Source organism: Caulobacter rhizosphaerae, assembly GCF_010977555.1.
Lineage (GTDB): Bacteria > Pseudomonadota > Alphaproteobacteria > Caulobacterales > Caulobacteraceae > Caulobacter > Caulobacter rhizosphaerae.
The window spans coordinates 4,297,761-4,317,073 of the sequence record NZ_CP048815.1; the positions used below are offsets into that span (position 1 = coordinate 4,297,761).

The window sequence follows — 19,313 nt, forward strand, 5'->3', positions numbered from 1 at the left end:
ATGATAATATTATTTATGTCAAATATCTTATACGATATACATATAACGAAGGGCGTTGGCGCACGTGGAGGGGGCGCTTCGGATTGACAATCCCCCGGCGCGGCGCGGTCATGCGTCATGTTCGGATCACCGCGCGGCCAGCCGCTGAAGCTCGTCCCGTTCACCCAAGCCAAGCCCAGAACCTTCGGTCCGTTGCTGTGCGACGGCCTCTCGGCCCGGAACCTGGGATCGTTCGCCGAGCTGCTGGCCCTGCACGCCCGCCTGCAGGCCGAACATCCTGGCCAGCGCGTGCTCGCCTCGCTCGACGACCTGGGCCAGGCCTCTTACACGTCCGGCCACGCGACGGACCATCATGGGCTGGACGACATCGAGGGCCACGACCTGTCGGGGCTCAGGGCCGAGGCCTTCGAGAACGGCGAACACCGGGGCTATCTCAGCACCCCGGCCGAGTTCCCCATTCGCCTGGCCAATCTTCTGGAGCGGGCGCGCGAGATCCGGCTCGAGCACGTGGCCGGCGTGCTGGACTGGGAAACCTCGGGCGACGGCAACGACCTGGTCACGATCAACCAGGCCCCCGAAGCGGCGCTGCGGATCGCGCAGGAAAAGGAGGTCCTGTTCCAGGTCGTGCCGGTGGGAACGGCCGCCCAGGCGATCGCCGCCTTTCCCAACGGCTATTTCAGCGCCGACCTCGATCCCATGCAGACCTACGTCCTGGCCCGCCGGCTGGAGGACGAATACGACCTTTCGCTGTTCGGAATCGGCGCCCGAATGCTGGGGTTCCGGCGTCCGGCGGCCTTGCCTCAGGAGAGGGCGCGCGCGCTCGGCGAGGAGCTCGCGGCCCTCTATGCCGGCGCTCCGCCGAAAGCCGCTGAGGCGCTGGCGCGACTGCTGACCGGCCGCGACTGGCTGCTTCTGCGCTACACCGAAAGCTGAGCGGTCGGCGGCCGAGCCTGGCCGCCGACCGCCCCCGTCACTGGACCTCGGTCGCCCGGGCCGGACGCGCCTTGTCAGGCTGGCTCCCCTCGCCGCTGAACGGCTCCAGGCGGAAGGCGACGCGGGTCGGCTCCAGCCGGGTGCGGTACTTCATGTGCGGCAGGCCGACATGGTTCCAGGCCGTGTCGCCGCCCACGCCCCACTGGGCCGAGTCGACCAGCAGAGTGACCTCGCCGTGCGGGACGATGTCGGTGGACTTCCACGCCCCCGGCGCGCGGCGGTAGAGGTCCTGGTAGGGGAAGGCCAGGGCGTTCATCATCAGCGGCTTTTCGCCGGTGACCTTCAGGCCCGCGCCGCCGCCGCTCAGTTCCATCCAGCGGACGTCGATCTTGTTGCCGGTGTCCTGGGGCCGCATGTAGTCGTGGTTCTGCTCGGCGATGGCCCCGCGCCAGAGGCCGATCGGGGCCGAGGTGTAGCGGTCGACATAGGATTCGTGCGGACCGCGGCCGTACCACTCGACGGTCTTCAGGCTGGTCGGCGCGGTGAACCACAGGCCCACCCGCACCGGCGGCGGCAGGTCGTCCTTCAGCGGGGTCAGCTCGCCGGCGACGGCGACAGAGCCGTCCCCGGCCATGGTGTAGGTCGTGACAAACCGCGCCGCCCCGGCCCCCAGGGCGTAGTCGACGACGATCTCGACCCCGGCGTCGGTCTTGCGCGAGGTCAGGCCGCGCAGTTGGCGGACCTGGGTCATCGCCTGCCAGGGCCGTTGCTGGGAGACGATGCCGTTCAGGGTGTCGTTGTCGGTCTCGGCGCGGAAGAAGTTGGGCTGGCCGCCCTTGGCCAGGACGAGGCCGTCCTTGGCGTAGGCCTCGACCAGGCCGGTGGTCTTGTCGATGGTCAGGGTGGCGCCGGCGGCCGAGGCGGTGATCGCCGCGCCAGTCTCGGCCAGCGACACCGCGCCCGAGCGGGCGACCGCAGGAGCCGGGGTCGCCGAGACGGCGAACTGCTCCCAGCCGACCGTGTAGCCGGCCGGGGTCAACGGCACGGCGCCGGCCTTGGCCTTCGCGCGCACGGTGACGAAGTACTCCGCGCCGGGCTTGGCCGGGATCTTCGGCAGCGGCAGGACGACGTCCTCCACGCCCCGCGCGGCGGTCTTCAAGGCCGGCAGCTGGCCCGAGGCGATCGCCACGCCGTTCTCCTCCAGCGTCCAGTCGAAGTCGAAACCCGACAGGTCCCGGAAGTCGTGGCGGTTGGTCACCGTCACCTTGCCGGTCGCCGGGTCGAAGGCGCCGAACTGGATCGGGGAAAGCACCTTCTGCACCTCGTACAGGTGCGGGTTGGGCGTGCGGTCCGGCTGGTTGAGGCCGTCGCCGAACTCGACGTCGCCGCCGGGATTGGGTCCGTATTCGCCGCCGTCGCCCCAATAGCGCCGGCCGTCCTTGGTGTAGCGGTACATCGACTGGTCCACCCAGTCCCAGATGAAGCCGCCTTGCAGCTTGTCGTACTGGTAGATGGTGTCCCAGTAGTCCTTGAAGTTGCCGCCCGAATTGCCCTGCATGTGCGAATATTCGCACTGGATCATCGGCTGGGTGCGGGTCGGATCCTTGGCCCAGTCGACCATCTTCTCGATGTCGTCGTACATGGGGGCGTAGATGTCGACGAAGGCGTTGGGCTCGTGCTCCCAGTCCAGCGTGCCCCAGCCGAGATAGGAAATCAGGCGGCTAGGATCGCGCTTGCGGGCGGCGGCGGCGGCCTTCTCGAAATTGGGTCCGATGCCCGCCTCGTTGCCCAGCGACCAGAAGATCACCGAGGGGTGGTTCTTGTCGCGCTCGACCATGTTGAGCACCCGGCTGACATGGGCCTGCTCCCAGGCCGGGTCGAAGCCGATCTGCAGCTTGGGCCGCAGCTCCGGATGCTTGTTGGCGTAGTCCATATAGGCGTGGCTCTCGATGTCGGCCTCGTCCATCACATAGAGGCCGTACTCGTCGGCCAGGGCGTACCACAGCTCGGCGTTGGGATAGTGGGAGGTGCGCACGGCGTTGATGTTGTTGCGCTTCATCAGCTCGATGTCGCGGCGCATGCTGGCCTCGGAGATCACGTGGAAGGTCTCCGGATCGTGCTCGTGGCGATTGACGCCGCGGATGACGATCGGCTTGCCGTTGACCGCCACCCGGCCGCTCCTGATCTCCACGGTGCGGAAACCGATCCGCTGCGGCGTGGCCTGGATGACGCCGCCCTGGGCGTCCAGCACCTCGACCAGCAGGGTGTAGAGGTTGGGCGTCTCGGCCGTCCAGGCCTTCACCCCCGGCACGCTGGCCGACAGGGTCTGGGCCTTGGCCGCGCCGGCCGCGACCTTGGCTTCCTTGGTCAGGACGGTCTTGTCGCCGTCCAGCAGGGTCATGCGCACGGTCACCGGCTTGTCGCGGGCCGCCAGGGCCACGTCGGTCGACAGCACCCCGTCCTTGTAGGCCTTGTCCAGGCCGGCATGGACGAACAGGTCGCTGGCCGCGGCCTTGGGCACGGCCTTCAGATAGACCGAGCGCTCGATGCCCGAGACCCGCCAGAAGTCCTGGTCCTCCAGGTAGGAGCCATCCGACCAGCGGTGGACCTGGATGGCGACGATGTTGGGCTGGCCCGGCTTGAGCAGCTTGGTGACGTCGAACTCGCTGGGCAGCTTGGAGTCTTCCGAATAGCCGGCCTCCACGCCGTTGACCCACACCTGGTAGGCCGAGCCGGCCGCGCCGATGTGCAGGATCACGGCCTGGCCGCTCCAGCCGGCCGGGATCTCAAAGCTGCGCCGATACGAGCCGACCGGATTGGTGGCGTGGGGGATCAGCGGCCGGTTGGCCGGGAACGGATAGGTGATGTTGTTGTAGCGCGGCTGGTCATAGCCTTCGGTCTGCCACAGGGCCGGGACCTTGATGGTCTTCCATCTGGAGACGTCATAGTCCGGCTTCTCGAAACCTTCGGGAACCGCGTCCGACGACGGCGAAAAGCTGAACGACCACGGCCCGTCCAGCGACTGGTAGCGCGCCGAGCGGGTCATGTCGCCGGCCAGGGCCGCCTCGCGGCTCTCGAACGCAAAGTGCGTGGCGCTGGCCGCCAGCTTGCCCCGCGCGAACACCGCCGGGTTCTCCCAGTCCGGACGCGACGCATCCACCTGCACCGGCTGAACGCGGGGGCCGTCGTCGGCGTGCGCCGCCGTCAGCAGTCCGAACGAGGCGAAACCCGCCAATAGAACCCGTCGCATGCGAACCTCTTCTCATGGGGCGCCCCGCCCCGGCTGTCAGTCAAAACTCAGGTGAAACTTCAGGCGAAACTCTGGATCAAACCGCCACCGGCGCGCCGGCCTGGCCATGGGCGCGGATGAAGTCGGCCTGGGCGGGCATCCGCCGGACGGCCTGGGCCGTCGCTTCGGCGATCCGCGCCAGCCGCGCTTCGACCTGGTCGAGCGGCAGGCCCTCGGCCAGCGGCTCGACGCCCTCGACCTCAGGCCCCTGTCCGTCCAGCACCGCCAGCCAGCTGGTCTTGGTGAAGAGCTCGTCGCTCTCGCGGAACACCCGGCCCGTCGCGCGATAGATGCGCAGCCGCTCGAGCAGGCTGTCGGGAACGGACATCCCGGCCAGCTGCTCCCAGTAGGGCGTGTCGCGTCGTTCGGTGGCGTGGAAGTGCAGGATCAGGAAGTCGCGCACGCTGTTAAACTCGGTCGCCATCAGCCGGTTGTAGCGGCGGGCGTCGGCGGGTTCGAAGGCGCGGGTCGGCAGCATTTCCAGCAGCCGGGCGATGCCGACCTGGATCAGGTGGATGCTGGTGGATTCCAGCGGCTCCAGAAAGCCGCTGGCCAGGCCCAGGGCCACGACGTTCTTGACCCAGCCGGCCGGACGGCGGCCGGCCTGGAAGCGCAGAACCCGGGGCTCGGCCAGGGGCTCGCCGTCGAGATGGGCCAGCAGGGTGGCGGTCGCCTCGTCCTCGGAGACATGGCGGCTGGAAAAGACATAGCCGTTGCCGGTGCGGTGCTGCAGCGGAATGCGCCACTGCCAGCCGGCCTCGCGGGCGGTCGAGCGGGTGTAAGGGGCCGGGGGGCCAGCGTTGGCGGACGGAACGGCCACGGCCCGGTCGTTGGGCAGCCAGCGCGCCCAGTCCTCGAACGGGCTCTCCAGCGCCTGGCCGATCAGCAGGGCGCGGAATCCCGTGCAATCCAGGAACAGGTCGGCGGCGATCCGCTCGCCGTCCTCCATCGTCACCGACTCGACGAAGCCGTCGCCGCTTCGCAGGTTGACGGCGGCCACCTTGCCTTCGCGGCGGACGACCCCGGCCGCCTCGGCGTGGGCGCGCAGCAGCTTGGCGTAGAGGGCCGCGTCGAAATGGAAGGCGTAGGCCAGTTGCGACAGGGGGCCGGCGCCCGGCTGGGGACGAGCGAAGCGCCCGGCCGCTGCAGCCTGGGCGCAGATCGAATAGGTCTCCAGCGGCTGGCCCAGGCCAACCTGGCGCAGCCTTCGCCAGGCGCCTTCGAACGGCGTGGGACCGAAGTCGGGGCCATAGACTCCGAACGGGTGGAAATAGCGGTGGCCGCGCTGGCGCCAGTCGACGAACTCGATGCCCAGCTTGAACGTGCCCTTGGTCTCGCGGACGAAGACGTCCTCGTCCAGACCGATCATGGCGTTGAAGGCGCGGATGGGCGGGATGGTCGCCTCGCCGACCCCGACGATGCCGATCTCCTCGGATTCGATCAGGATGATCGCCGGGCCTCGAGGGCCGAGCACGCGCGCCAAGGCCGCGGCGGCCATCCAGCCGGCGGCGCCGCCCCCGATGATGGCGATGCGGGTCAGTGGCCCGCCGTCCCGCGAAGTTTCGGTCAGCATCGGATCGATCGAACCATGTCTTGCGTGCGGACCGAAGGTGTTTGTCGAAAAAAGCGCCGACGTGGCGCGCCGAGGCGCCACGTCGGCTAGCTGGGGAGGTTAGTAGGTGATGCGCAGGGCGACGCCGAAGCGGCGGTCGTTGAGCTGGTACTGCAGCGGCGCGGCGGGCGTGCCGATGTAGAGCACGTTCATGCGGTTGTTCAGGTTCACCGCATCCACCGAGAACGCCACGTGGTCGTTGATGTCGACGCTGAGCGACGCATCCAGCGAGGCGTAGGGCTTGGCGTATTGCGGAATGCCGTTGGCCCCGCTGCCGGTGGTCTGGTCCAGATAGGCCGAACGCCAGTTGTAGGCGACCCGGGCGCTGACCGGCCCCTTCTCGTAGAGCCCGATCAGGTTGTAGCTGTTCTTGGACAGCTTCTCGAGCGGCAGCTGGGCCGGCGCCGCCGAACCCGCCGTGGCGAAGGGGTTGCTGACGCTGCTGTCGACATAGGTGTAGTTGGCCTGGACGCCCAGGCCGCTGAGCAGGCCCGGCAGGAAGTCGAAGAACTGCTGGTAGCCGAGCTCGACGCCCTTGACGGTGCCCTTGCCCGAATTGACCACCGTGCTGACGTCGTAGGTCACCCCGTTATAGGAGCCCAGCACCGTGCCGCCAGCCAGGAAGCCGTCGACCTTCTTGTAGAAGACGCCGGCGGTCAGCGAGCCGGTGTCGTTGAAGTACCACTCCGCCGTCAGGTCATAGTTGTCGGACTCGATCGGACGCAGCATCGGGTTGCCCGAACTGGCGCTGGGGTGGCCGGTGACCGGATTGACCTGGTTGGGGTTGTTGAGCGTCAGGTTGGTCGACAGCTGGTCGAAGTTGGGACGCGCCAGGCCCTTGGAATAGGCCAGGCGGGCCTGGAGCGTGTCGGTCAGCTTGGCGCGCAGGTTGAAGCTGGGCAGAACGCGCGTGTAGCTGTTGTCGACATCGATCGCGGTGGTGGTGCCATCGTTGTTGAACTGGGTGCCCGTCGAGGTCGCCTCGGTCTTGATCACTCGCACGCCGAGACCGCCGTCGATCTGCACGCCGGCCACCTCGCCGGCGTAGTCGGCGATCGCCCAGCCGGTATAGGTCTTCTCGGTCTGGCTGTTGAGGTCGCCAGGCGTGAAGGCGTCCTTGGTCTGGGCGCCGAACAGGGCGTAGAGCGCCTTGGTCTGGGCCCAGACGCCGTCACCCTGCGGGAAGGCCGGATAGAGCAGGCCGCCCTTGACGGTGTTGCCGTCGAACCAGCGCATCGACGGACCCGGCATCGACAGTTGCGGGTGGGCCGAAAGCGGCACCAGCGGCGTGCCGGCCGGCGCCGAACAGTTGGCGTCGGGGCCCAGGGCGGTGATGCAGACCCCGTGCCAGGTTCCCCGCAGGTCGATGCTGTTGTCGGAATAGCGGGCGCCGCCGCGCAGCTTGTCGAAGAAGCCGCCTTCCAGGTCGTACTCGACGTCGGTCGCGAACGACAGGGTGTCGGCGTCGTTGCGCTGCAGGGAGTCGGCCATGTACGGCGTGGTGTAGTTGGCCGGGTTGTTCAGGACCGAGGCGTCACGCACCTCCCACCGCGGATACTTGCCGGTCAGGTCGAAGTCGACGATCGACTTGTGGGGCGCGGTCAGCCCGGTCTGGCCCGACTGGGAGTACAGCGACAGCACGTGGCCGTTGCGGTCGGCGTTGTAGTAGGACTTCAGGTACTGGACGTCGAAATTGGCCTTCAGGCGGTCGGTCGGGGTCCAGGCCGCGTTCAGCGTGAAGTTCTGGCTCTGGCTCCACAGCTGCTGGTCGTAGCGCCCGGTCTCGAAGGTCTGGTTCTGCAGCGAGCCCTTGGTGGCGTAGCCTTCGTCATTGAACGTGAAGGCCGCGCCCGGCAGCGGATCGGTGCCGTAGCTGGTGACGTTCCCGTTCGCGTCCCGGACGTTGGAGCGGTTGTTGAAGTCGTAATAGTAGGCGCCGGTCCGGTTGAACCAGTACTTGGTCCGCTGGTACTGGGCGGTCAGCAGCAGGTCGTCGCTGGGCCGCCACTGCACCGCCGCGGCGATGCCCAGGCGCTTGCGGTCGCCGGTGTCGTCATAGATCTCGAAGCCGTAGGGCACCTGGGCGTTCGCCGGGCCATTGGCGATCGAACCGGGCGCCACCGTGTCGAAGGGCCCGGCCAGCAGGCCGTCCTGGCGATAGCGGCTCTTGCTCAGCACCGCGTTGAGCAGCACGCCGACCTCGCCGATCGAGGTGTCGAAGCGGTCGCTGTAGAGGCCCGAGATCGAGCCGCCGTTCTTGCGCACCCGATCGTAGTAGTTGCCGCGGAACGTGGCGCTGAGGACGCGATCGGGCGAGTCGAACGGCTTGCGGGTGCGCAGGTTCACCGCGCCGCCGACGCCGCCTTCGATGATGTTGGCGGGGGCGTTCTTGTAGACGTCGGCGCCGGCCAGCAGTTCGGGCGGCACGCCTTCCAGATCGAAGGCCCGGCCGCCGGACGCCGAATAGACCGCGCGCCCGTCGAGGAAGTTCTGCACCTGGGTCAGGCCGCGGATGGCGATCGCCGGCTGGGTGCGGTGGTCGAAGTCGGTGGCGCCCTCGCCATAGCGGCGCTGGATCTGGACGCCGGTCACCCGTTGCAGGGCCTCGGTGGTGTTGGCGTCGGGCAGCTTGCCGATGTCCTGGGCCTGGATCGAATCGACGACCTGGTCGGCGTTGCGCTTGATCGCCTGGGCCGAACGCAGGCTCGCGCGGACCCCGGTGACGACGATTTCGGAAACGGCGGCCGTGTCGGACGGCGCCTGGGCCGTGGACCCGCCGGCCGCCTGGGCCGTGGCCGAGCCGGCGGCCGCGCACACCCCGAGGGCCGCCACGGACGCGCTCACCATCAACCGGAACTGAATACCCCTCATCTCGTTTTTCCTCCTGCTCTCACCTTGTCACGCTCTCGTACGGCGCGACTTCATGTCAGACATATGCTGCTACCATTTGTACTACAAGTACGATTTTAAGCGGTCAGGCCACTAAATGACGCCCGCCTCGGCGTGAGCGTCCGTGGGAGGCCCGTGAGAGAAATGAACCGCGCTCCGGACCGGGCTGGCGAACACGGGAGTCGAAGCTCAGCCGTGGCCGAACGGCCGATGCCTCGCCGCCGCATTCTCCGAGCGGGATGGATGGAGTTTGCGAAATACTCAAGCTTAACAATGAAAACCGGGGCCCTCGACGAAGGCCTCATCCCGGAAGTCGCGACGAAACCGCTCGTGAGGCGAAGCTCCGTTGACGCTCGCCGTCCCAGCCGCGCTGCGCTTGGGAACGCTCCTGGAGGTGTCCAGACCAGTTCCGGCTCAGCGGGCGGGAGAACCGCCTGATCTTCACGCCGCAGCCTCTCGACGCCGGTTTGCTTGATGGAATGTATCAATTATTCTACAAAACTAGACGTAGTATGGTCGGACTTTTGGGGGCCTCATGATGTTGTCGCGACGTGGAGCCCTGGGCCTGCTGGCGGGACTGGCGGCGGCCCCTCGAGCCCTCGCCGCGCCGCCGGCTCCGGCGGTGAGCGTCACCCTGCGTCCGGCTCTGGAGCGCGCCGGCCCGGCCTTCGAAGGCTGGGGCACGGCCCTGGCCTGGTTCGCCAATGTCACCGGAGGCTGGCCCGAGGCGGAACGCCGGCGGCTGGCCGACCTGTTCTATGGTCCGGGCGGCCTGGGCTGGACGATCGGGCGCTACAATATCGGCGGCGGCGCCAGGCCCGGCGATCCGCCCCACCTGCGGACCGGCGCGGCGGTTCCGGGCTTCTGGCGCCGGCCGGCCGGGACCGCCGGCCAGGACTGGTGGCGTCCCGAGGACGAGTCGATGTGGGACTGGTCGGCCGACGCCAACCAGCGCTGGTGGCTCGACGCGATCAAGGCCAGGGTCGACCAGCCGATCCTGGAGGCCTTCTCCAACTCGCCGCCCTGGTTCATGACCGTCAGCGGCAAGGTGTCGGGGGCCGTGAAAGGCACGGACGACAATCTGCGCCCCGGCCTGGAGCCGCTGTTCGCCGCCTATCTGGCCCGCGTCGTCGACGAGCTGCAGCGGCGCCACGGGATCGCCTTCCGGACCCTGTCGCCGGTCAACGAGCCCAACACCGACTACTGGTTCGCCGCCAACACCCAGGAGGGCGCCCACTGGTCCCCCGCTCGCCAGGCCGCCATGATCGTGGCGTCGGCCGATGCCCTCCGGGCCCGGGGGCTGAAGACGGTGATCAGCGCGCCCGACGAAACCAACTCGCACCTGTTCCTGGCCGACTGGGAGGCCTATCCGGACGCGGCGCGCGCGGCGATCGGCCAGCTGAACGTGCACAGCTACGGCGTCGTCAACCAAACCGGCGTGCGCGACGTGGCCCGCGCCTCGGGGATTCGGCTGTGGATGTCGGAGAACGACACGCCGCTGGACAAGGACCCCGAGAGCCTGGACGGCATGAACTCGCCGCTGGCCTTCGCCGAACACGTGGTCATGGACCTCAAGCGGCTGGAGCCGGCGGCCTGGGTGTTCTGGCAGGCGGTCGAGGACCTGAGCACGCGCGAGGGCAAGCCCGGTTCGAACTGGGGCCTGGTCAAGGCCGACCTGCGCGGCCCTCCCGAGGGTCCGCACGCGATCCATGTCACGGCCAAGTACCACGCCATGGCGCACTTCAGCCGCTACATCCGGCCCGGCTATCGGCTGACGCCCGTCGACGACCTGGACACGGTCGGCGCCCTGTCTCCCGACGGGGCCGAGCTGGTCCTGGTGCATGTCAACGGCGGGATCATGCCGCGCGACCTGGTCACGCCCCTGACGGGCTGGTCGAGCCGGATGGTGGTCACCGACGCCACGCGCCGACTGGAGCCGATCGCCGGAACCGTCGCCCCGCCCCGCTCGATCGTCACCCTGGTCCTTCGACGCGGCTAGTCATGCCGTAGCGCCTTGCCGGGCTCGGCCGACGCGGCCGACCAGGCCAGGCCGCCCACCGCCGCCAGGCCGATGACGATGGCCGCCGCGGCGCCGGCGAGGAAGATCGACGGGCCGACAGCGACCGGGTCGTCGAACTGGGAAAGCCAGCGCCGCAGCATCCGGTAGGCCAGCGGCCAGGCGATCAGGCAGGCGACGGCCACCGGACGCAGGAACTGGCCGACCAGCAATCGGGCCACCTGGGCGCGGGTCGCCCCCAGCACCTTGCGCACGCCGATCTCCCGCGTTCGACGCGAGGCGTTGAACGCCGCCAGGCCGTAGAGCCCGATGCAGCCGATCCCCGCCCCGACCATCGCGCCGAGGCTGAACAGGTTGGTGCGGTCGCGCTGGGGCTTGTAGTAGCGGTCCAGGTTGACCAGCGCGGTCTTGCCCTCGAACGGGACGTCCGGCGCCGCCTGGCGCCAGGCGGCTTCCAGGCGCGCGCGGACCTCGGCCTCGCTCAGGCCCGAATAGCGCACCAGCGTGATGGGCCAGCCCGCCGGCCAATAGGCCGGGTAGCCGTTGAACGTATAGAGCTTGGCCGGCGTCTTTTCGGTGGGACTGTAGAAGCGCGTGTCCTCCACGACGCCGACGATGCGGGTTTTCCGCCCGTTGTAGTCAAGCAGCTTGTCCAGGGCGGCCTCGGGCGAGGCGTAGCCCAGCTGGCGCACCGCCCCGCGACTGATCACGGCGTTGGTCACCGTCTCGGGACCCGCATTGGCCACGTACTGCTCGTCGCCGCCATGGGCGAGGTCGAGCAGCCGCCCGGCGACCAGACGAATCCCCAGCGTCTGGAAATAGTCCGGACCGGTCGCGGACCAAAGGAGCGTCGGCGCGAGCGCGGGACCCACGGGCCGGTCCAGCCGTATGGCGCTCGTATTGACGTTTATGGCCTCGTCGGCCGGGGCCGTCGTGCTGGCCGCTACGCCGCTCACGCCGGGAATCCGCTGGGCGGCGCTCCAGAAGGCCTGGCGCTGTTGCGGAGTCACCCCGACGCCGCGCGTAGCGGTGACGAGATAGAGCCCGTCGCGCCGGAACCCGAAATCCAGGCTCTGCATATGATGGACCTGGCCGAGAAAGCCGAGCATCAGCACGAACGCGGCGACCACCGCGGCGAACTGGACCATGATCAGCCCCTCCCTCAGCCGCGCCCCGAACCGGCCGCCCGACGGCGTGCGGCTCGACGCTAGGACCTGGGCCGGCTGGTAGGCCGAGAGCATGAAGGCCGGATAGATCGCGGCCGCCAAGCCGACCGCCAACACCAGGGCGAAGGCTCCGGCCACCCACGCGCCGTCCGCGCGATAGTCCAGACCCAGCGACAGCCCTCCGGCGGCGTTGACCAGCGGCAGGGCCAGCTCGACCATCGCCAGGCCGATCAGGAACGCCAGGGCGAGGGTCAGCGCTGCCTCGCCCAGGAACTGCAGCCGCAGGACGGCGGCTCCGGCGCCCAGGGCCTTGCGCACGGCCACCTCGCGGGCCCGCAGTCCCGCGCGAGCGGTCGCCAAGTTCACGTAGTTGATCAGGGCCAGGCCCAGGGCGACCCAGCCGACCAATCTCAAAGTCTCGATCGCGGCGCGCTGCTTGGGGTCGACCAGGTGAACATCGCCCAGCGGCACGAAGCTCAGCCTCAGCAGGTCGTGCGGCGTGACGGCGTCGCCGAACGACTTGCCCACCCGGCGATCGACGAAGGCCGGCAGTTGCGCCTCCAGGGCGGAGACCGCTGCGGGATCGTCGAACTTGAAATAGGTTTGCAGAATAACCCCGCCCCAGCCGTGCCAGGGGACCTCCGGCGCGACGTCCCGCGGCGTCAGCAGACGAACGAAGTCCAGCTTCAGATTGCTGTTCTTGGGCAGGTCCTTGAGCACCGCGGTGACGGTGTAGGCGTTGCGCCCGACGAGATCGCTGATCTCAAGACGACGGCCGACCACGTCGACGGCGCCGAAATACTTGCGGGCCATGGTCTCCGACAGCACCAAGCTCGTCGGGTCGCGCAGGGCCGTCTCCCGGTCGCCGGCGACCAGCGGGACCTGGAAGAAGGCCAGGAAATCGGCGTCGACCAGCTCGATCTGTTCGCTTGAAACCGTGGCGCCCCTGTGGATCACCGCCGCCTGGTTCCAATCCCGCACGCCGCGCACCTGCGGATAGTCGACCTTCATCTCCTCCAGCAATCCGCCCATCGACCCGACCCGCGCGCCCGGTGCTATGCCCGGGACGTTGAAGGCGATGCCGGCGGCGTAGATCTTGTCTCGCTCCGGTGTCCAGCGGTCGTAACCGGTCTCGAAGCGGTGCAGCAGGCTGAGCGTGACGAAGGTCGCCACGCCCAGGCTCAGGCCCAGCAGGTTGAGGGCGGCATAGAGCGGACGCCGGGTGAAGGATCGCCAGAAGGCGGTCAGGATGGACTGCAGCATGGTGCGCCTCACAGGGCCTGGGCGACGGAGGCCACCAGCCGTCCGTCCAGCATGTCGATGCGCCGGCTGGCCTGGTCGGCGTGGCTGGGCGAGTGGGTGACCATGACGATGGTGGCGCCGGCCGCGTTCAGGCCCTTGAGGATGTCCATCACCTGGGCGCCGTTCTCGGTGTCGAGGTTGCCGGTGGGCTCGTCGGCCAGGATCAGGTCGGGGCCGCCGACGATCGCCCGGGCGATCGCCGCCCGCTGCTGCTGTCCGCCCGAAAGCTGGTGGGGAAAGTGCCGGGCCCGATGGCCGATGCCGACCCGGTCCATCGCGGCCTCGACCAGCGTCCGGCGCGATCCCGACCGGCCCTTGCGATAGATCAGGCCCAACTCGATGTTCTCGGCGATGGTCAGGTCGTCGACCAGGTTGAAGCTCTGGAAGATGAAGCCCAGGTGACGGGCCCGGTGCAGGGCCAGGGCGCCCTCGCCGCGCTTGGCCAGGTCCTCGCCCTCGAACAGGTACTGGCCGGACGTCGGGCGATCGACCGCGCCCAGGATGTTCAGCAAGGTCGACTTGCCGCATCCCGACGGCCCCATGACGGCCGCGAACTCCCCGCGCCGGATCGACAGCGAGATGCCGTGGAGCGCCGTGGTCTCGATCTCGTCCGAGCGATAGAGGCGGGAGATGGACTGCAGTTCGATCATGGTCGTCCCTTCGATCGGATCCGGAGAATTTTCGCCTTGGCGACGTCCTGCGCGCCGGCGGTGACGATGCGCTCGCCCGGCCTGAGGCCGCTCAGCACCTCGGCCTGCTCGGGATTGCGGCGCCCCACCACGATCGCCCGCCGCTCGGCCTGCTTGCCGTCGGCCGTCAGGACGAAGGCCCACGCTCCGCCGGTGTCGTTCAGCCAGGCGCCCGACGGCGCGATCACCGCGGCCTGGGGCCGTCCCAGCGACAGGCGCAGGTCGATGGTCTCGCCGCGCCGCAGACCGCCGGGCGCGGCTCCGTCGAACGCCAGTTCCAGAGTCGCCCGTCCTTCGGCGATCTGCGGGAACACCTTCGTCACCCGCGCCGAGACCGCATGGTCGCGGACCGTCGCCTGGGCGCTTTGCCCAACCGACAGCCGGGGCAGGTAAAATTCGTCCAGCTTGGCGCGCAGCTTGTAGGCCCCCTCGGCGTCCACCTGGCCCAGCGGGTCGCCCATCCGCACGGCCTGGCCCGGCTTGAGATCGAACGCGGTGAGCCGGCCGGCCGTCGGCGCGCGAACCACCAGGGCCGAACGGCCGGCGCGGGTCTCTTCGAGGCTGCGGCGCAGGTCCTGGGCGCTGCGGGCCGCCTGGGCGCGCTGCTCGGCATAGAAGGCCGCGTCCGAACGCTGCGCCGCCCGCAGCGTGGCCAGCCGATCCTTCTGATAGTCGACCTCCTCGAGATAGGGCTGCACGGCCGAGGGGCTCAGCATCGCCTTGGCCAGCAGGATCTGCCGCCGGTCCAGGTCCTGCCGCGCCCGGCTCAGGGCGTGGGCGGTGTCGGCCAGGGCCTGCTCGCGGCTCTCCTCGGCGCCCTTGAGGCTCATCAGCCGGCCGGTGTTCTCGCTAAGCCGGGCGGCGATGTCGGCCTCGCGCGCCGTCACCTCCAGGCTCAGCTGCGGATTGGACAGGCGGGCCAGCTCCTGCCCGGCCGCGACCAGGTCGCCGTCGGCGGCCAGGACAGCCTCCACCCGACCGGAGGTTTCGGCGGCGATGAACGTGGTCTCCGCCGGCGCGACCTCGGCGCGCAGCGGCGCATAGTCCAGATAGGGCGCGCGGACCACCTGGCCGAACGACAGGGCCGCGGCGTCCACGTCCACCGTGCCCGCCTTGGGCGACAGGCCCCAGGCCAACAGACCGGCGCCGGCCAGGACCGCGAGGCCCGCCGCCCACAGCCGGGCGGGCGTGAGCCGCCAGCGCCGTTCGACGTGACGGTCCATGCCGCCGGGGGCAATCGAGGAAGTCGAGGCGAACCTGCTCATGCTCTCAGGCTAATACGAACCGCGCAATTTCAATAAGTTGCTGGTTTTATTTGACTTATTGTCGGTTTGGCGTGAGTTTTGGCCTCAATGACATCGCCAATGTGTCCGATTCCGAACATGTCCGACGGCCGTCGCCCGTGCGCGCTATTCCTCGACGACGACCCGGACATCCTGGCGTCGGCCGAGCTGATCCTGGTGCGTGGCGGGTTCGATTTCGTGGGCGTCGAGGCCCCCGACGCGGCGCATGAGCGCCTCGACCGGGCGCCGGTCGACGTGCTGCTGCTGGACCTCAACTTCCGGCGGGGCGACACCTCCGGCGAAGCGGGGCTGGCGTTCCTGCAGAAGCGGCTTGCGGCGCGGCCGGACCTGCCCGTGGTGGTGGTCACCGGCCATTCGGGCATGGCCATCGCCGTTCAGGCCATGCGGCTGGGCGCCCAGGACTTCGTGGTCAAGCCCTGGAACAACGAGCGCCTGCTGGCCTCGGTGCGGGCGGCCATCGACACGCCCGCGCGCGTGCCGGCCAACCTGCCGCCCCAGGACCTGAACCTCGAACGCTCGGAGAAGGCGCTGATCCAGGCGGCGTTGACGCGGCGGCAGTTCAACGTCTCGCAGGCGGCCAAGGACCTGGGCCTGACCCGCGCGGCCCTCTATCGCAGGATGGAGAAGCATGGGCTCTAAGGCCTTGGCCCTGCGCCTGCTCGCCCAGGCGTCGATCTTCGCGCTGGGCGTCCTGGCCTGGCTGTCGGTCACGCACGGACTGTACGCGACGGCGCTGCTCTGCGCGCTGGCCGGCGCGGCCCTGGCCGTGGACCTGGTCCAGAAGCTCGGCGTCTGGCGCGCCGCGCGGCTGGTCCCGGTTCAGGCCGCAAGCGGCTTCGCCGCCGAGCTGAACCGCCGGCGGCTGGAGCTGCTGCTGGACCAGACCCCCTCGCCGATCCTGCTGGGCGCGGGCGACGACCGGATCATCGCCGCCAATCGCGCCGCGCGCCGGGCGTTCGACACCCCGCACCTGCTGTCGGACGCCTCCCGCCTGGCCCTGACCGGCGGGCGATCGCTCTCCGACCTGGCCTCGCCCCTGCGCTGGCGCGACGCCAGCTATGCGGTCAGCCGCGCCGAAATCGTCGACGAGGCGGGCCAGGCCGACCTGGTCGTGCTGACCGACATGACGGCCGACGTCCGCGCCGCCGAAGCCGCCGCGCTGCGCGACCTGCTGCGGGTGCTGAACCACGAGCTGATGAACGCCCTGACGCCCGTGGCGTCCATGAGCCGCAGCGCCCTGGACCTCCTGCGCGACGGCGGTCCGGCCGCGACCGGCCAGGCCATTTCGGCGCTGGAACGGGCGGTGGCCCGGACCGAAGGCCTGCGTGACTTCATTGACGCCTACCGCACGCTGACCCGCCTGCCGCCGCCCGCGCCCCGCCTCGTCGACCTCGCGGCCTGGCTGGACGTGGCGCGGGAGAGCTTTCTGGCGCAGTGGACCGCCCGGGGCGTGGCGCTCGACTGTCCGCCGCCGCCGGCTATCGAGATCCCGATCGACGCCGACCAGATGTGGCTGGCGATCGGCAACCTGCTCAACAACGCCGCCGAAGCCGCCTTGGAGCGCCCCGATCCCCGCGTCCGCCTGGGCGTCCGGCAGGTCGAGACCGAGATCCGGTTCGTGGTCGAGGATTCCGGGCCGGGCGTGCCGCCGGCCCACGCCGACCAGGTGCGCCTGCCGTTCTTCACCACCAAGGCGACCGGATCGGGCGTCGGGCTGAGCCTGGCGCGCCAGATCGCCCAGGGCCACGGCGGCGCGCTGACCCTGCTCGCCGCCGCCTCCGACGCCGACATCGGCGCCGACACTCCGCTGGCCGGCGCGCGGTTCTGCCTAGCCGTCCCGATCTGAAGCCGCCGCGCCATCCGCCGTGGCGATCTCGGTCAGGACGCCGGTGGCGGTCGACCTCACGGCGTGGGTCAATCGGTCGAGCAGCCGCGCCGTCAAACGCGTGCGCTGCCAGTAGAGCGTCACGCCGATGCGCAGGCGCGGCGGCAGTTCCACCAGGCGGCCGGCGGCGAGGTGCGGCGCGGCCAGCACCACGGGCGTCATGGCCCAGCCCAGTCCGGCCAAGGTCATGTCCAGCATGCCCGGCGTGGACGGCGTCCAGTGGGCGGGCGGGCGGATCCGAACGTTCCAGGCTTCCCAGGCCCATCGCGCCTGCAGCTGGTCGCGGCGGTCGAAGCGGAGGATCGGCGCGGCCGCCAGGCCGGCCGGATCGACCCCGTCCGGGAAGAAGCGCGCCAGGAAGGCCGGACTGGCGACGGCCGCGTAGTCGAGGGCGCCCAGCGGGTAGGTCTTGCAGCCCGGGACGGGCGCGGGATCGGCGGTGACCGCGGCGATGACTTCGCCCGAACGCAGGCGGTCGGCCGTGTGGGCCTCGTCCTCGAGGACGAGATCGAGCATCGCCCCCGTGTCGGTCGCGAACAGCGCCGCGGCGGCCGGGAACCAGGTGCTGACGCTGTCGGCGTTGACCGCGACCCGGATCGTCGGCGGCCCGGGCGCCGGGCCGGCCAGCCCCGGAAGATCATTCACGACGTCGCTTTCGAGCAACCGGACCTGCTCGACGTGAGCGCAGAGCTTGGCGCCGATCTCGGTCGGCCGGCACGGAACGCCCCGCGTCAGCAGGATCGCGCCGACCCGCTCCTCCAGCCCCTTGACGCGCTGGGACACCGCCGACGGCGTCACGCCCAGCGCGGCGGCGGCCCTCTCGAAACTGCCTTCGCGCGCGACGGCGGCCAGGGCGGCGAGCGACGCATAGTCGAGCATTAGAACACCTTAATCAGCATAAGGAATCTTAGCTGTACTACATCACGCGACGTCGCCATCAAAGGCGACATGACCGCCTCCCTGATCTCCGCCTTCCTCAAAGGCTTCGCCCTGTCCGCCGGCCTGATCATCGCCATCGGCGCGCAGAACATGTTCGTCCTCCGCCAGGGCCTGAAGCGCGAACACGTCGTGCCCATCGTGCTGTTCTGCGCAGCGGCCGACGCCACGCTGATCGTGGCCGGGGTCAACGGCCTGGGCGGGGTCCTGGCCTTGCTCCCGGGACTGTCGCTGGCCCTGAGCCTGGGCGGCGCGGCCTTCCTGGCCTGGTACGGAATCTCGGCGCTGCGCCGGGCCTCCAGGCCCTCGGTGCTGATCGTCGAACACCAGGCGTCGATGACCCTGGGCGCCGCCCTGGCCGGAACGGCCGCCTTCACCTTCCTCAACCCGCACGTCTATATCGACACCGTCATGCTGATGGGCGCGGTGGGCGCGGCGCTTCCGCCGACGGAGCGGCCGCTGTTCATGGCCGGCGCCGCCCTGGCCAGCCTGGCCTGGTTCTCGTCCCTGGGCCTGGGCGCGCGGTTCCTCGCCCCGCTGTTTTCGCGCCCGGCGGCCTGGCGGATCCTCGACCTGGGCATCGGCGTCATGATGCTGGCGCTGGCCGCCAGCCTCGTCCACGGCGCCCTGTTCCCATAGCCCCGCCACAGGCCTTTCCACTCTTCAAGCCAGACGGATCGCCATGTCCCTGATTCCCGCCATTTCGCCGACCGTCTTCGCTCTGCGTCCGGACTTCACGGCGCTGAGCATCGTTGCCGAGAACGTCCGCAACAGCCAGAGCGACGCCTACAGCGCCGGTTTGCTGGACGCGGCCTGCGCGGCGCTGGACGCCGCGCCGTGGGCGGAGGCGCATCTGGAGGCCTGGCGCGAAGCCTACCGCGCCTTCGGCGCCAAGCCCCAGCGCACGCCCTGTTCGGCCGAAGCCCTGCGACGGCGCGCCGCCCGCGATGGCGGCCTGCCGACGGTGAACGCGGTCGTCGACCTCTATAACGCCGTCAGCGTCCGCTACGCGGTCCCGGTCGGCGGCGAGGACGCGGGGGTCTATGCCGGCGCGCCGTCGCTGGTCCGCGCCGTCGGCGGCGAGCCGTTCGACACCGTCCAGGACGGCCAGCCGAAGGTCGAGCCGGTCGAAGCCGGCGAGGTCGTCTGGCGCGACGCCCTGGGCGTCACCTGCCGACGATGGAACTGGCGCCAGGGCGTCCGGACCCGCATCGGGCCCGAAACCACCGGCATGTGGTTCGTCCTGGAGCGCCTGGATCCGATGCCGATCGACGCCTTGCGCCGGGCCGGG

General features: G+C 69.8%; 12 protein-coding genes and 1 pseudogene. 6 read left to right on the plus strand and 7 right to left on the minus strand.

What is annotated here, in order from left to right; all coding sequences use genetic code 11:
- Positions 1–117 precede the first annotated feature (117 nt).
- A complete protein-coding gene (locus G3M57_RS19550; protein ID WP_163232490.1) occupies positions 118–933 on the plus strand; it encodes a hypothetical protein in 816 nt (271 codons plus the stop codon).
- A 37-nt stretch (positions 934–970) separates the two neighbouring features.
- On the opposite strand, the gene G3M57_RS19555 is transcribed toward G3M57_RS19550, so the two are convergent.
- The 3 genes from G3M57_RS19555 to G3M57_RS19565 all read right to left on the minus strand — a co-directional run bounded on the left by G3M57_RS19555 (position 971) and on the right by G3M57_RS19565 (position 8,705).
- Positions 971–4,183 (minus strand): glycoside hydrolase family 2 TIM barrel-domain containing protein, encoded by a 3,213-nt coding sequence (locus G3M57_RS19555; RefSeq protein ID WP_163232492.1) that lies wholly within the window; start codon positions 4,181–4,183, stop codon positions 971–973.
- Between the two features lie 76 nt (positions 4,184–4,259).
- Positions 4,260–5,795 carry a tryptophan halogenase family protein gene (locus G3M57_RS19560; RefSeq protein ID WP_163232494.1) on the minus strand — a complete coding sequence of 512 codons (1,536 nt, stop codon included), beginning with the start codon at positions 5,793–5,795 and terminating at the stop codon, positions 4,260–4,262.
- Between the two features lie 99 nt (positions 5,796–5,894).
- Positions 5,895–8,705, minus strand: coding sequence for a TonB-dependent receptor (locus G3M57_RS19565; protein ID WP_230983914.1), 2,811 nt, complete (start codon positions 8,703–8,705; stop codon positions 5,895–5,897).
- 553 nt (positions 8,706–9,258) lie between these two features.
- Here G3M57_RS19565 and G3M57_RS19570 point away from each other — a divergent pair.
- On the plus strand, positions 9,259–10,722 hold the full coding sequence (locus tag G3M57_RS19570; RefSeq protein WP_188916244.1) for a glycoside hydrolase: 1,464 nt from the start codon (positions 9,259–9,261) through the stop codon (positions 10,720–10,722).
- Here the strand turns inward: G3M57_RS19570 and G3M57_RS19575 are convergent.
- The 3 genes from G3M57_RS19575 to G3M57_RS19585 are packed head-to-tail and all read right to left on the minus strand — an operon-like array spanning position 10,719 to position 15,162.
- The gene (locus tag G3M57_RS19575; RefSeq protein WP_163232496.1) at positions 10,719–13,169 is read right to left on the minus strand and encodes an ABC transporter permease; all 2,451 of its coding nucleotides are present in this window, start codon (positions 13,167–13,169) and stop codon (positions 10,719–10,721) included. The genes G3M57_RS19570 and G3M57_RS19575 overlap by 4 nt on opposite strands.
- A gap of 8 nt (positions 13,170–13,177) precedes the next feature.
- Positions 13,178–13,858, minus strand: coding sequence for an ABC transporter ATP-binding protein (locus G3M57_RS19580; RefSeq protein ID WP_163232498.1), 681 nt, complete (start codon positions 13,856–13,858; stop codon positions 13,178–13,180).
- The gene (locus G3M57_RS19585) at positions 13,855–15,162 is read right to left on the minus strand and encodes an efflux RND transporter periplasmic adaptor subunit (protein WP_230983915.1); all 1,308 of its coding nucleotides are present in this window, start codon (positions 15,160–15,162) and stop codon (positions 13,855–13,857) included. The genes G3M57_RS19580 and G3M57_RS19585 overlap by 4 nt, the downstream gene beginning before the upstream one ends.
- 117 nt (positions 15,163–15,279) lie before the next feature.
- Here G3M57_RS19585 and G3M57_RS19590 point away from each other — a divergent pair, with 117 nt between their 5' ends.
- Both G3M57_RS19590 and G3M57_RS19595 read left to right on the plus strand, forming a co-directional pair.
- The gene (locus G3M57_RS19590; protein WP_230983916.1) at positions 15,280–15,840 is read left to right on the plus strand and encodes a response regulator; all 561 of its coding nucleotides are present in this window, start codon (positions 15,280–15,282) and stop codon (positions 15,838–15,840) included.
- On the plus strand, positions 15,830–17,047 hold the full coding sequence (locus G3M57_RS19595; protein ID WP_163232502.1) for a sensor histidine kinase: 1,218 nt from the start codon (positions 15,830–15,832) through the stop codon (positions 17,045–17,047). The genes G3M57_RS19590 and G3M57_RS19595 overlap by 11 nt, the downstream gene beginning before the upstream one ends.
- Here G3M57_RS19595 and G3M57_RS19600 read toward each other — a convergent pair.
- The gene (locus G3M57_RS19600) at positions 17,030–17,965 is read right to left on the minus strand and encodes a LysR family transcriptional regulator ArgP (RefSeq protein ID WP_163232504.1); all 936 of its coding nucleotides are present in this window, start codon (positions 17,963–17,965) and stop codon (positions 17,030–17,032) included. The genes G3M57_RS19595 and G3M57_RS19600 overlap by 18 nt on opposite strands.
- A 69-nt stretch (positions 17,966–18,034) precedes the next feature.
- Between G3M57_RS19600 and G3M57_RS19605 the strand changes: the two genes are divergently transcribed.
- Both G3M57_RS19605 and G3M57_RS19610 read left to right on the plus strand, forming a co-directional pair.
- On the plus strand, positions 18,035–18,661 hold the full coding sequence (locus G3M57_RS19605; protein ID WP_163232506.1) for a LysE/ArgO family amino acid transporter: 627 nt from the start codon (positions 18,035–18,037) through the stop codon (positions 18,659–18,661).
- A gap of 43 nt (positions 18,662–18,704) precedes the next feature.
- A pseudogene (locus G3M57_RS19610) lies at positions 18,705–19,235 on the plus strand (B3/B4 domain-containing protein); the annotation flags it as partial.
- Positions 19,236–19,313 lie beyond the last annotated feature (78 nt).